Here is a 13,254-nt window from a genome sequence, read left to right on the forward strand (position 1 = left end):
GGAACTTATTTGATTCAACTATGAAAATTAAGTCCGGACGTGACCGCAGCCACATATCCAGAGCGTATGACGAAATCACCGAAATGCTCGTTTTCCTGGCGCTCTTTCGCAAATTGGAAGAAAATTGGTTTCAGTGTCGCTAAAATCTCTTCTTCCCCAATATTTTCGCGGTAGAGTTTGTTCAGGCGGTCGCCCGCAAAGCCGGCCCCCAAATACATATTGTATTTTCCAGGCGCTTTGCCGATAAAGCCAATCTCCCCTAATGCAGGGCGTGAGCAGCTGTTCGGACAGCCCGACATGCGGATGATGATTTCCTCATCACGAAGACCTGCCTCGTCCAGTGTATCTTCGATTTTACTGACCAGCTCCGGCAAATACCGTTCTGCTTCGGCCATCGCCAAACCACAGGTAGGCAATGCCACACATGCCATCGAATTGCGGCGCAATGCGGAATTTTCTTTGCCGTCCGTCAGTCCGTATTTTTCAACCAAAGCATCGATTTTCGCTTTGTTTGTCTCTGTTACATTGCTGATGATTAAGTTCTGATTGGCAGTCAAACGGAACTCTCCCGTATGGACATGGGCGATTTCACGCAATCCTGTCATCAATTGATAACCGTCAAAATCCTTTACACGGCCATTCTCAACGAATAAAGTTAAATGCCATTTGCCATCACTCTCAATCCAGCCGTACCGGTCGCCGTTACGGTCGAATTGGAATGAACGCTCTTCTCCAAGCTCCCAGCCTAAGCGCGCGTTCAGCTCAGTTCTGATCCAATCAAGTCCCAATCTGTCGACGGTGTATTTGAAACGGGCATTTTTCCGTTCTGAACGGTTTCCATAATCTCGCTGGATAGTCAGGATTTTTTCGCCCACTTCATTGACTTTATCTGGCGGACAGAATCCAAGGACGCGCGCCAATTGCGGATACGTATTCGTGTCGCCATGAGTCATACCCATGCCGCCACCGACCGTGACATTGAAGCCCTGCAGCTTGCCGTCTTCCAAAATAGCAATAAAACCTAAATCCTGCGAATAGATGTCGACATCATTAGCAGGTGGAATCGCAAAACCGATCTTGAATTTCCGCGGCAAATAAAGAGGCCCGTACATCGGTTCCACCACTTCCGCTTCGTTGCTGTCGACAACCTTTTCTTCATCTAGCCAGATTTCGTGATACGCTCTTGTTTTTGGAAGAAGGTGTTCACTTAACTCGCGGGAAATGTCATATACTTCCCCGTGAATATCCGATTGGTACGGATTTGATGTCGACATGACATTGCGGTTGACGTCACCGCAGGCCGCAATGGTATCCATCAAGGCATTGTTCATTTCCTGGATGGTGCTTTTCATATTCCATTTCAAAATCCCATGCATCTGAAAAGTTTGGCGTGTCGTCAACTTCAAAGTGCCATTGCCATGAGTATTGGCCAGATTGTCCATCGTCAGCCATTGATGCGGCGTAGCGACGCCTGCCGGCAGACGGACACGAATCATAAATTGATAGGCAGGTTCAAGCTTTTGCTGGGCGCGTTCATTGCGGATATCCCGGTCGTCCTGCATATAGCTGCCATGGAATTTCAACAGTTTGCCATCATCGTCAGGAATTGAAGCTGTCAGGCGCTCTGCGAAACTTTCCACGAGATTGCCGCGTAAGTAGTTGGTTCTGTTTTTAATGACCTCCATTTCACTTGGAGAGCCTTCAATATCAGTCAAATCTTTAATTTTCATGGTAAGCTCCTTTCAATATTAGAGAAGTCGCTCTAGGCCGCCGCCTTCCGCTACTACTTTCTAAGGTCATGCAGTTGAGATCATATAAAAAACTAACTGCTGATTGATCATGCAGATTTTCTTAATAAACATCGCGCAAATAGCGTTTGTCGCTGCGCATGGAAGTCAAATAGTCTTCCGCTTGTTCTCCACTCATATTGCCTTCCTGTTCCAGAATGGTCGCTAATGTGGCGTGCACGTCCTTGGCCATGTATTTTTCATCGCCGCAGACATATACATTCGCACCTGCTTCCAGCCATTGATACACTTCCTGGCTCTTTTCCAACAAACGGTGCTGCACGTAAATTTTCTCGGCTGTATCACGGGAAAAGGCAACATCCATTTTGGTCAGAACGCCGTCCTTCAACCATTTTTGCCATTCGGTCTGGTAAAGGAAATCGGTGACGAAATGCTGTTCACCGAAGAATAGCCATGCGTCTCCTTGAACATCGGTCTCTTCCCGTTCTTCCATGAAGGCACGGTAAGGAGCTACTCCTGTGCCGGCACCGATCATGATGATCGGCGTTTCTGGGTTTTCAGGAAGCCTGAAATTATTATTGCTTTGAATAAACACTGGCAAAGTCGCACCGATATCGGAGCGCTCTGCGCATTGCGTCGAGCAGACGCCTGTCCGTTTGCGTCCATTTGCTTCGTAGCGCAAAGCACCGACTGTCAAATGGACTTCATCCGGATTTGCTTTTGAGCTGCTGGCAATTGAATACAGGCGAACCGGAATTTTGCGCAGTATTTTAATGAACTCCGCAGCAGGCGCTTGCCAAGGACCGAAATCTTCCGTCAAGTCGATCAAGTCTCTTCCATAGATATAAGCCTGCAGCTGTTCTTTGTTTTCCGGTTCCAATAGATTGCTTAAGGCATCGCCTTCTGCAAAAGCTGCCGCTTTTTCGAGCAACGGCTTCGACAGGCTGGTGATTTCAAATGTGGAGATCAACGCGTCGCGTAAGGTGCTTGTATCACCTTGCTTGTTGATGGGAACCAATTCATCCGGATTCCATCCTGCCGCATGGATCAGCTGATCGACAAGTTTGTCTTCATTTTCAGGAACAATCCCTAAGCTGTCACCCGGCTCGTACTGCAGACCGGAGCCTTCCAAATCAAGTTCAAGGTGGCGAGTTTCTTTGTTCGAACCGCGGCCATTCAGATTGATATTCTCTAAAACTTCCGCACTAAACGGATTGCTGCGCGAATAGGCCGGCTGACTCGCTGCAATGGTTTCTTGTTTTCCTGGAGCAGCTGCAGCGCTTGGTCGATCTGCTTCTCTTTCTTTGTTTAATATGCTGAAGACACCGTCAAACCATTCTTCTGCCGGTTCTTCAAAGTCCAAATCAGCATCGACGCGTGAATGGATGCGTTTAGCACCCAATTCCTCCAAGCGTTTATCGAAATCTTTGCCGGTCTGGCAGAAGAATTCATAGGAGCTATCGCCAAGAGACAGGACCGAAAACCGGACATCGTCAAGCTGTGGCGCTCGTTTGCTGTGCAGGAAGTCATACAGGGCAAGAGCATTGTCCGGCGGATGACCGTCTCCATGCGTGCTCGTGATGACTAGTAAATCTTCCACTTTTTTCAAATCTTTCGGTTTGAACTCGTCCATTGGCGTCAGTTTCACTTTATAATCTTTGTCCTGCAGTTTTTTCGAAACTTCTTTAGCAACCGATTCACAGTTGCCTGTATGGGAGCCGACCAAAATTGTAATTTCACGGGTTGCCACAGAAGCTCCACCCTGCTGTGCATACCATTCCAAGCCAGGCTGTTCTTGTACAGCTACTGTTGATGCCGATTGGGTGCCGGCCAAATAGCCGTTCAGCCAAATTTTCTGGTTGTCTGTCAGCATCGGCAATAATCGGTTGATAAGCTCTACTTGTTCCTGGTCAAACGGACTGTTCATTGTCTGCAATTGCATATGGTTCACCTCGAAATTAGTTTATTTTTTCTTTTTTATAAGTAGCAGTTTCAACTTGTTTAGGAGGAGTCGGGGTGAAGAAATCGCTCCAGGCGGACGCTTTCCGCGGGCGAAGCGCTGAGCCTCCTCGGGCTTGCGCCCTGTGGGGTCTCATCACTCCGCTTTCCCGCAGGAGTCGCCGCCTTTCGCTCTTTCTTCTAAGGATCCTGCAGTTAGAAACAAATAAAGTATTGATGACTCATTAGGATATGGAGCAAAACAGCTGCGAAAACCCTAATACTCCTGCGGTACAGCGAGACACCGCAGCAGTCTTACAGAGTATCAGCACAAAATAATAATTAATCCAAGTTACATATCTTCATCCCATACATCACAATCGTGCTTCCTGCTGGCGATAATGGCGATCCAGCGCTACAATCATCGCGCCCATTTTCTGATGTTCGGGCTGCAGCACCTGGACGATGCCATGGCTTTCCAGCTCTTGGGCAGTGACTTTGCCGACAGCGACTGCGAGCACCCGGTCATTGAAAGCCTCAATGAGCTGAGCTTGTTGTTCTCCATCCGCAAAGATGTTCTTCACCTGCGTTTTACTCGTAAAGACAATGGCATCCAAAGATTGTTCAATGATGGATTGTTTCAATTGGTCCACAACGAGGGAATCCGGTTTTTCGTAGGAATAAGGGCGGGATAGGTAGACGGAGTGGCCATTCTCCTCCAATAGGCTTTTTAGCTTATCGTCATCCTGGTCGTACGCCTGCAAAAAGATCCGCTGCGGGCTTTTGCCTTTATATTCTTCTGTTAAAGCGGCCAGTAGATTGGCCATTGTGCCGTCATCTGAAACATGAATTGGCTTTAACTCATGCTCTTTAATCCATTTCATTGTTTTGCTTCCACGAATAGCCAGCTTTGTTGAGTTCAGCTTGTTGATATATGGTTCCAGAAGTCCGATGCTTTCCGCGGAATCCGTCAAGGTTCTTGCTCCGATACCGGTCGTAAAGATAGCCCAATCAAAGGTTCCAGCTAAAAAATCACTGATATTCTGTTCACTGATCTGGTCATTTAAACGCTGCCTGCCTTGGATCGGAAGGATGACTGGAGTGCCGGACTGCTTTTCAATCAGCAAACTGATTTCTTTTGAGGCCCGGACTGCCGCAATACCGATTCTCTTTCCGGCTAATCCTTTCATATTCAGCTCCTCCTTTCATTGTTCACCATACTGGCTGCTGTTCACTTTGCAGCGCTTCATTGGCGCGCTCAGCGAGAGCTTCCACCATGGATGGGTGATCTCCAAGATACTGGCAAAGTATGATTTGCTGTTCATCTGAAGACAAACTGCTGATTTTCTTCTGCATAGATTTCACCAAAAGTCCCGTAAACCATAAATAAGGGACGACGAAAATCTGGTTGCTCCCACTATTGATTGAAGCTTGCAATCCTTCATCAAATGATGGGGAGCTGGCTGCCAAGTAACAGACATCTACATTTGGCACGTTCACCTTTAGCGCCAGTTTCGCAGCAATTTCTTCAATGGAACGGGTAACTTCCGAACTCTTTCCGCCTCTCCCTACTAACAGGATCTTCGCTTCGGGCAAACGTTCCACAGCCGTCTCCTGCAGGCGCTCGACCAAAATATCCACAATCCGCTCTTGAACACCCAGCGGTTTTCCGTAAGTAAAGCGAATGTCCGGATAACGCAATGCAGATTTCTTTACTTCGTCCGGAATATCTTCGTAATAATGTCCCGCGCTCAGCAATAAAACCGGAACAACTGCAATTTCTGTTGCACCCTGAGCGATAAGACTGTCGATTCCTTCACCAATATCCGGACTGGCCAATTCCAAAAAACAGGTTTCATGAAGAGAAACGCCAACTTTCTGGTGAACCAGTTCCATAAACGCCATTGCTTCATGGCTTGTTTCTTTAACTCGGCTTCCATGGCTTACATATAATACAGCCTGCATTTCTTCATCTCCTTATCCTACATGGGCGGCGAGCTGAAATTGCTGTTCATCCTGCAGCTGCTCGTACCATTGCAATTTGTCTCTCAGGCGGACCACTTCGCCGACGACTATCATGGAGGGATTCTCGAAATCTTTGGCGTTTCGAATAATGTCTTCAAGTGTTCCGGTCACTGTCCGCTGCCGTTCCGTCGTGCCCCATTCAATCAAAGCGATTGGTGTCGTGGGCTTCAAGCCGTGGCGCAGCAAACGGCCACAGATTTCCGGAAGCTTGCTGACTCCCATATAGATGCACAAGGTATCCATGCTCTTAACAACATGTTCCCAGTACTCATCCTGGTCGACGCCTACTTTGCTGACTCCAGAGATAAAAGCCACAGACGAACTGTAGTCACGATGCGTAACAGGTATGCCGGCATAGGCAGGCGCTGCGATTCCAGCTGTGATGCCTGGAACGATTTCAAACGGGATATTGTGGTCGACTAAAGCTTCCGCTTCTTCTCCGCCTCTCCCAAAAACAAAAGGATCGCCGCCTTTTAAGCGCGTTACTACTTTTCCTTGCAAGGCAAAGCGGCAAAGCAGTCCATTGATTTCTTCTTGTTTTAATGAATGGTTATCAGGTCGTTTTCCGCAATAAATCAATTGCGCATGTTCTTTTGCTTCGTCCAGCAATTCCTGGTTTATTAAACGATCGTACAAGATGACATCGGCCTTCTGGATAGCCTTCAACCCTTTCACTGTAATTAAATCAAGGTCGCCTGGACCTGCACCAACTAAATAGACTTTTTTCATAAGCTTCCTAGACTCCTTTTTTTAATCAGAGAAACGATGATTGCGTCATTCCCCGATCCTTAATTTACCTAAAGCTTGCTGGCCGACTTATGTATGAAGACCACATTCGGTTTTCGCAAACCCTTTCCATCTTCCGTCGCGGCTGTCTCCATCAGTGGTGACTGCAAACGAACAATGCTTACAGCCGATGCTCGGATAGCCTTCGTCGTGCAGGATGTTGTATTCAAGGCCGTTCAATTGGATATACTGCCAAACGTCGTCCCATGTCCAATGAATCAGCGGACACACTTTAACGGACTTGAACCGGTTGTCCTTATTGATAAAATCCGTTTTACTGCGGCTTGCCGACTGCTCTCTTCTCAAGCCGGAAATCCATGCCTGTGCGCCGGAAAGCGTTTGTTCAAGCGGTTTGACCTTGCGGATGTCACAGCATTTATCCGGCTGGCTGTTCCACAGTTCATCACCGAATTGATTCGCTTGCTGCTCCAACGTCAATTCCGGTTTCTTCATCCGGATATTCAATTTCGGGTAACGCTTTTTGACCCGCTCAATCAGTTCATAAGTCTGGTCGAAGTGGACGTCCGTATCCAGAAACACCACTTCGGCATCGCTTTTCACTTTCGATATAAGGTCGATTAATACCATACCTTCCGCACCGAAACTGCAGGCATAGACAATGTTCTCCCCGTAAGAATCATAGGCCCATTGCAGAATATCAGCCGCGCCTTTCAGACTATCGGTCGGCGCCAAGTCCTTAAATGGATCTCCAGTAAACTTCTCGTACGAAACAGCTTGGCTCATCTATCTTCCTCCTTTAAACAATCGAGTAATTGCAACTATCAGAACTTAATCTAAATTAAACCCCTCTCTTCTTAATAAAACAAGAAGAGAGGGGTTTAATGCGCATTAGCGGCAGCCTGTCTTCTTATCTTCCAGATCCGATTTGGATCTGCTGGATTTGGCACAGTCTATCGGTCAAAAACCAAAGCTGTTGCCGAAGCTTCAAAGGGCCAGTCCCTCCACTTCTCATGATAAGAATACCTTATAAGATTACTAGGTTTTAGTGATTTGTCTAAATACTATAGCAATAAAAGATAACTGTCAATAAAACTCTGAAAATATCATTTATTTAGCGAATTTATTTTTCAGACTGTTTATGCTTTGCTTTACGGATTTATTCATCCTGTCCCGCCGCCAAAAACCAATCGTTCTTCAAGCTTTCCTGATTATAGGAAAACCGGCTTTGGTCTTCGCTATTTCTCACAGTGCCGCCTGCCGCTTCGACAATCGCCTGACCGGCTGCTGTATCCCATTCCATTGTCGGCGCAAAGCGTGGATAATAATCTGCAAGCCCTTCCGCTACCAGACAGAATTTAAGGGAACTGCCCGCTGCTGCAATCTCGACCGCTTTTCCGCCTTTTTTCAAATGCTCTATAAAGTCTTGTGTTTCAACAGACATATGGGAACGGCTCGCAACCACTCGAATCGGATCTTCAGCTTTTCTGACCCATAGAGGCATACTTTTTTCATGCAATTCCATAGTATTTTTAAATTCCACTGCGGAAGCGTCTTCTAATTTGAATGCTCCGTCCTGTTTTTCGCCGTAATAGAAGACATCGGTTGCCGGTACATAAATCGCGCCCAGTACCGGATAGGTCCCTTCTATTAAAGCGATATTGACGGTGAACTCGCCATTGCGTTTGATGAATTCCTTGGTGCCGTCAAGGGGATCCACCAGCCAAAACCGCTTCCACGTTCTTCGTTCTTCATAGGAAACTTCACTGCCTTCTTCGCTCAGGACCGGAATATCCGGATAGGCACTCTTTAGTCTCGATTCGATGAGTTGATGCGACCGTTGATCGGCAACTGTCAGCGGCGACTCGTCCGCTTTCGCCTCAACGGCCAGTTCCTGTCCATACACCGCCATAATTTCCTTGCCGGCGGAGAGGCTGATGTCGAGCAAGTCGTTCAGGTCAATGCCGCTGCCCATCAGCCCAGGTATCCGGCTTTTTTCAAATAATCGATAATTACTTGAACCGATTCTTCCAAAGTCTGCTTATCCGTTTCAATAACGATTTCGGGATCTACTGGCTCTTCGTAAGGTGCGTCAATGCCTGTAAATCCTTTGATTTCCCCAGCTCTGGCTTTTTTATAAAGTCCTTTTGGATCCCGTATTTCGCAAGTATCCACGCTGCACTTGACATAAATTTCGATAAATTCGTCATCTTCAAGCAAAGAGCGGACTTGATCGCGGTCTTCCTGATACGGTGAAATGAAGGCGGACAGGGTCAATACCCCTGCATCGCTCATCAGCTTTCCGACCTCGCCGATTCGGCGGATGTTTTCAGTACGGTCTTCCGGACTGAATCCTAAGTTTTTATTTAATCCATGGCGAACGTTGTCGCCGTCCAGCAGATAGGTGCGGATTCCGAGTGCATGAATTTCTTTTTCAAGCGCGACAGATACCGTCGACTTTCCTGAACCGGATAATCCTGTAAACCACAGCACCCCGCTTTTGTGATTATTCAATTTCTGCCTGTCTGCTTTTGTAACACCTGATTCATGCCATACGATATTGGTTGATTTGCTCATTTTTTCTCCTCCTAAAACCAGTAATAATAAACGATACCGATGGTTACTGACATAACCAGGATGCTAAGCGGCGTTCCCACTTTAATGTAATCCGTGAATTTGTAGCCGCCCGGACCGTAAACAATAAGGTTGGTCTGATAGCCGATAGGTGTAATGAAACTGGCGGATGCGGAAATGGCGATGATGACCGCAAAGCCCATCGGGTCAAGCTGCAGGTTACTGGCCATTTCAATGCCAATGGGAATCATCAGAACCGCCGCCGCACTGTTGGTGATTAATTCAGTGAAAATGCTGGTCAGCAAATACACTAAAATCAGAATCGCCAGCAGACCGAACGGCTGTCCAACAGCTAACAGTCCATCCGCAGCCCACTGTGCCAGACCGGTTTTGGTCATGGCCGCTCCTACACCAAAAGCACTGGCAATAAGCAATAGTACATTGAATTGTACATCGTTTTTTGCATCTTCCATTGAAATCGATTTAGTTACCAACAAGATCAGCACCGCTAATGCCATGGCTTTGAACATGCTCAACCATCCGACAACGACCAGTGCGATAGCACCTAGCAGCACCAGTAATGAAAACCAGCCAACGAATCGGCTTTCCTGCAGTGTTTTGGGTGTCTTCATGGAAGAGACTACATAAAAATCATTGGATTGCTGGTACTTTTCCACAAAACCCGTTCCGGCGAGCAGCAGCAAGGTGTCTCCCGGACGCAAAATAATATCGCCGACTTTGCTTTTGATGCGTTCGTTATTGCGATGAACAGCCATGACACCCGCATCGTAACGCGAACGGAATTGAGATTGCTTGATGGTTTTGGACAATAACGATGATTCATGGGAAACAACGGCTTCGGCAAGCTGCGTGTTGCCATTTTTCAAATCTGCCAATTGCAGATCGGTTCCCGTCTTCAAAGTCAGCCCTTTTCTCTTTTGCAGATCCGCAATAGTGGAAATGAGACCTGTAAAAATCAAGCGGTCTCCAGACTGGATGACCGTTTTGGAGCTGACTGATGAAATCCGTGTCTGATCCCGGATAATTTCAATCAGGTACAAGCCTTTCAAATCACGCAGCTTGGCCTCTTCAACAGTTTGGTTTGCATGTGGAAATGTTTTATCCACCATCATTTCAGCGATGTAATTCCGGGAGTCTTCTGTCACTTGTTTGCTGAATCCTTTGTTCTCGGGCAATAGCATATTGCCAATCGTGAATAAATAAATCAGACCAACAATGGTGATCGGAATTCCAACAATTGCTAATTGGAACAGGGAAAACCCAGGCAGCCCATAATCAATCAGCATGCCATGTACCACTAGATTAGTGGAGGTTCCCATCAAGGTGATGGTCCCCCCTAAAATCGTTACATACGATAAAGGAATCAACACTTTAGAAGGCGCAATATTCCGCTCTTCACACCATTTCTTCAACAACGGCGTCAATGTTACAACAATCGGCGTGTTATTCAAGAAAGCCGAAATCAGCGGAAGCGGAAGGAAAATACGGAATAGGGAGCCTTTCAGGCTCTTGCCCTTGTTCAGCCAGCCAATCATCATCTGGTCGATCAAGCCATGTTTTTGCACGGTGCCAACAACGATGAACAATAATGCAATGGTCAGCATTCCTGGATTGGAAAAGCCGCGCAATGCTTCTTCTGTCGTTAAAATCCCTGACAGCAACAAAACCACCAATGCTGAGAATACAATCATATCTGGACGGGCAACTTCAAACAGCAAGGCACTGACCATAGCAACGATGACAATTAGCACAAAAATCATTTCGACTGACATGGGCAACCATCCTTCAACTTAGTTACTTACTACGGTCTCCCGCAAGCCTTTGATAAGGACATCCGCCACTTCCGGACGGGAGAATTGTTTCGGGGGCTTTTCCCCGTTGCGAAGCAATTCGCGCACTTTCGTACCGCTCAAATGAACATGATTTTCTGCCGTATGCGGGCAAGTTTTCGCTGTCGCCATGTTTTCGCATGCATTGCAGTAGAATGAATGCTCGAATTTGAAAATCTGGATACCCAGTTCGTCTTCGAACTGGCTGATGAATTCCTGCGCTTCGTAGGTGCCGTAATAATCGCCGACACCGGCATGGTCGCGGCCGACAATGAAATGCGTGCAGCCATAGTTCTTGCGGACAATGGCGTGAAGAACAGCTTCTTTCGGTCCTGCGTAGCGCATTGCTGCAGGATAGATGGCCAGACGTGCTCGGTCTGCAGGGTAATAATGCTTTAAGATGACCTGATAGCTTTCCATCCGGACAGCTGCTGAAATGTCATCAGATTTCGTTTCGCCCACTAGTGGATTCAGCAATAGCCCATCAACCACTTCCAATGCCGCTTTTTGAATATATTCATGTGCGCGGTGTACAGGGTTACGTGTTTGGAATCCAACAATCGTTTTCCAGCCAAGTTCCTGGAACAGCTGGCGCGTTTCAAGTGGGTCCAGATGGAATTCCTCGAACTCGCTGTGGTCTGGACGATTCAATAAAGTAATCGGCCCTGCGAGGTAAATATCTCCGCGCTCGTATAATTTCTTCACACCTGCGTGTGCTTCTTCTGTCGTTCCGTATATTTTTTCCGCTTCCAGTTGTTTGTCGTAAGCATATTTTTCTTTCAATTCGAGCGTGCCGTAGATGACGTTATCTTCGCCTTTTAATGCAATTTCATCTCCTACTTGATAGCTGTCCGCTTCTTCTGCAGTGACCGACAGCGTAATCGGTACGCTCCAAACCGTTCCGTTGCTAAGGCGTGATGTATGTACTACACTCTCATAATCTTTTTGTCCAAGGAATCCAGTCAACGGGCTAAAGCCGCCAATGCCGATCAGCTCCAAATCCGAGATCGCCCAATCTGAAATGAACAAAGAGGAAAGTGTTTCTGCATTTTTCAATGCCTTTTCTCTTTCCGTACCTGTCACTTGTCTGTTTACCAAATCTCCACCGTGTGCTTTACTCGTCATTTCATTACCTCCAGTTTTAGTTTTGAATCGTACTGTGTTTCCATAAACGTATTGAAACCAAACTTCCAAGGCGTTCAGACAAAAAGAAAAGGACCTCTTCGACAAGAAGAAGGTCCGTAAAAACAAAACAATCTTCTTATCTTCTAGGCTGTTGAAAGCCTATTGGAGTTAGCACCGTTTCCATATAGGAGGGTTGCTGAGACATCAAAGGGCCAATCCCTCCGTCTCTCTTGATAAGAACGCGTATTCAGTTTTGATGTGAATTAATTGAAATGTTTGATTTCATGAAGTATATAATAGACTATTCCGAGTGTCAAACTATGTTTTAATTTTTTTGAGTTTTTTTTGTGAAAAAGCTGGTCTGCCAAAGGGTGAGCGAAAAATATTTTTTTGTGTAGCATGGAGGTTTATATGCCGCATTGCTTATCTTTGGACGCGCCGGCGCTGAGAGAATCGGTGCCTTTCGCTTTTGACCAAGAATGAGTTGTCATGCCGAAGTTTCTCAAAAGATTCGCAGCTGCATATTTCTGTTCAACGCAGAAAGGAATTAATTTGTTAGTATTAAGAAAGTTAAGGAGGCGGAAAAGATGACGGTGATTCCCATCATGATTGATTTGGAAGGAAAAAATGTGGTGGTGGTTGGCGGCGGACGCATCGCTAAACGAAAGCTGGATGGTTTGTTGGCCAGCGGTGCAGTGCTGACGGTCATCAGTCCGGAGGTAACTCCAGAAATAAACCGTTGGTCGGCAGAAAACAAACTTTCTTGGAAACCCAAAAACTTCGAGCAGAGAGATGCCGAATCAGCCTTCATGCTGATTATTGCTACCGACGATCCGACTGTTAATGCGACTGTGCGAAAAGCCGCTCCTCCCAATTGTCTGGTGAATGCTTCTGCTGAAGCTGAAACCGGCAACGTCCATTTTCCTGCCCATTTCAAGAGAGGCAAATTGAGTATCGCGGTTTCCACAAATGGGGCCAGCCCCATGCTTGCGAAAAAAATTAAACAGGAGCTTCAATCCCAATTTGACGAAAGCTACGAACAATACTTGGAATTTCTTTTTGAAGCCAGGCAGCTTATCAAGCAAACTCGCCTTTCTAAAAACAAAAAAGAAGAATACTTGCGCGGATTTTTAGATCCTTCGCTTTTACAAGCCAAAGCCCAAAAAGAAAAACTCCGCGAATTGCAGTTGCTCGTAAATAAGAACAGCGAATCCCAGCAGGATTATTGAGTTAAAAAAGTAAATTCTATA

11 protein-coding genes and 2 riboswitches are annotated in these 13,254 nt (G+C 46.5%); of the genes, 1 reads left to right on the forward strand and 10 read right to left on the reverse strand.

Annotated elements, in window-relative coordinates; translation table 11 throughout:
- Positions 1-14: 14 nt before the first annotated feature.
- From cysI to sat, 10 genes are all read right to left on the reverse strand, one after another.
- A complete protein-coding gene (cysI, locus tag FQV26_RS14000) occupies positions 15-1,730 on the reverse strand; it encodes an assimilatory sulfite reductase (NADPH) hemoprotein subunit (protein WP_146558159.1) in 1,716 nt (571 codons plus the stop codon).
- 121 nt (positions 1,731-1,851) lie between these two features.
- On the reverse strand, positions 1,852-3,690 hold the full coding sequence (locus FQV26_RS14005; RefSeq protein WP_146558160.1) for an assimilatory sulfite reductase (NADPH) flavoprotein subunit: 1,839 nt from the start codon (positions 3,688-3,690) through the stop codon (positions 1,852-1,854).
- A gap of 370 nt (positions 3,691-4,060) precedes the next feature.
- Positions 4,061-4,876 carry a uroporphyrinogen-III synthase gene (locus FQV26_RS14010; RefSeq protein ID WP_146558161.1) on the reverse strand — a complete coding sequence of 272 codons (816 nt, stop codon included), beginning with the start codon at positions 4,874-4,876 and terminating at the stop codon, positions 4,061-4,063.
- A gap of 22 nt (positions 4,877-4,898) precedes the next feature.
- Positions 4,899-5,651, reverse strand: a complete 753-nt coding sequence (locus tag FQV26_RS14015) for a sirohydrochlorin chelatase (RefSeq protein ID WP_146558162.1) — start codon at positions 5,649-5,651, stop codon at positions 4,899-4,901.
- 12 nt (positions 5,652-5,663) lie between these two features.
- Positions 5,664-6,440 (reverse strand): uroporphyrinogen-III C-methyltransferase, encoded by a 777-nt coding sequence (gene cobA, locus FQV26_RS14020; protein ID WP_146558163.1) that lies wholly within the window; start codon positions 6,438-6,440, stop codon positions 5,664-5,666.
- 87 nt (positions 6,441-6,527) lie between these two features.
- Positions 6,528-7,241: a phosphoadenylyl-sulfate reductase gene (locus tag FQV26_RS14025; RefSeq protein WP_146558164.1), complete on the reverse strand. Its 714-nt coding sequence runs from the start codon at positions 7,239-7,241 to the stop codon at positions 6,528-6,530.
- 121 nt (positions 7,242-7,362) lie between these two features.
- A riboswitch (SAM riboswitch) is annotated at positions 7,363-7,478 on the reverse strand.
- Positions 7,479-7,614: 136 nt separating this feature from the next.
- Positions 7,615-8,430 (reverse strand): 3'(2'),5'-bisphosphate nucleotidase CysQ, encoded by an 816-nt coding sequence (cysQ, locus tag FQV26_RS14030; RefSeq protein WP_146558165.1) that lies wholly within the window; start codon positions 8,428-8,430, stop codon positions 7,615-7,617.
- A complete protein-coding gene (gene cysC, locus FQV26_RS14035) occupies positions 8,430-9,032 on the reverse strand; it encodes an adenylyl-sulfate kinase (protein WP_146558166.1) in 603 nt (200 codons plus the stop codon). Before cysC ends, cysQ begins: the two co-directional genes overlap by 1 nt.
- An 11-nt stretch (positions 9,033-9,043) precedes the next feature.
- Positions 9,044-10,822: an SLC13 family permease gene (locus FQV26_RS14040; protein WP_146558167.1), complete on the reverse strand. Its 1,779-nt coding sequence runs from the start codon at positions 10,820-10,822 to the stop codon at positions 9,044-9,046.
- Positions 10,823-10,840: 18 nt separating this feature from the next.
- Entirely contained in the window at positions 10,841-12,004 is a 1,164-nt protein-coding gene (gene sat, locus FQV26_RS14045; protein WP_146558168.1) for a sulfate adenylyltransferase, read from the reverse strand.
- A 133-nt stretch (positions 12,005-12,137) separates the two neighbouring features.
- A riboswitch (SAM riboswitch) is annotated at positions 12,138-12,244 on the reverse strand.
- Positions 12,245-12,609: 365 nt separating this feature from the next.
- Between sat and FQV26_RS14050 the strand changes: the two genes are divergently transcribed.
- Complete coding sequence (locus FQV26_RS14050) at positions 12,610-13,233, forward strand: NAD(P)-binding protein (protein ID WP_186759960.1); 624 nt, start codon at positions 12,610-12,612, stop codon at positions 13,231-13,233.
- Positions 13,234-13,254: the final 21 nt, after the last annotated feature.

The sequence above is a fragment of the Planococcus sp. CPCC 101016 genome, assembly GCF_007859295.1.
Lineage (GTDB): Bacteria > Bacillota > Bacilli > Bacillales_A > Planococcaceae > Planococcus.

What these genes read in the sequence shown, in the direction of transcription:
- FQV26_RS14040 (WP_146558167.1), bottom strand. Translation starts at nt 10,822, where the DNA reads ATGTCAGTCGAAATGATTTTTGTGCTAATTGTCATCGTTGCTATGGTC.
- cysI (WP_146558159.1), bottom strand. Translation starts at nt 1,730, where the DNA reads ATGAAAATTAAAGATTTGACTGATATTGAAGGCTCTCCAAGTGAAATG.
- FQV26_RS14025 (WP_146558164.1), bottom strand. Translation starts at nt 7,241, where the DNA reads ATGAGCCAAGCTGTTTCGTACGAGAAGTTTACTGGAGATCCATTTAAG.
- FQV26_RS14015 (WP_146558162.1), bottom strand. Translation starts at nt 5,651, where the DNA reads ATGCAGGCTGTATTATATGTAAGCCATGGAAGCCGAGTTAAAGAAACA.
- cysC (WP_146558166.1), bottom strand. Translation starts at nt 9,032, where the DNA reads ATGAGCAAATCAACCAATATCGTATGGCATGAATCAGGTGTTACAAAA.
- cobA (WP_146558163.1), bottom strand. Translation starts at nt 6,440, where the DNA reads ATGAAAAAAGTCTATTTAGTTGGTGCAGGTCCAGGCGACCTTGATTTA.
- FQV26_RS14050 (WP_186759960.1), top strand. Translation starts at nt 12,610, where the DNA reads ATGATTGATTTGGAAGGAAAAAATGTGGTGGTGGTTGGCGGCGGACGC.
- FQV26_RS14010 (WP_146558161.1), bottom strand. Translation starts at nt 4,876, where the DNA reads ATGAAAGGATTAGCCGGAAAGAGAATCGGTATTGCGGCAGTCCGGGCC.
- cysQ (WP_146558165.1), bottom strand. Translation starts at nt 8,430, where the DNA reads ATGGGCAGCGGCATTGACCTGAACGACTTGCTCGACATCAGCCTCTCC.
- sat (WP_146558168.1), bottom strand. Translation starts at nt 12,004, where the DNA reads ATGACGAGTAAAGCACACGGTGGAGATTTGGTAAACAGACAAGTGACA.
- FQV26_RS14005 (WP_146558160.1), bottom strand. Translation starts at nt 3,690, where the DNA reads ATGCAATTGCAGACAATGAACAGTCCGTTTGACCAGGAACAAGTAGAG.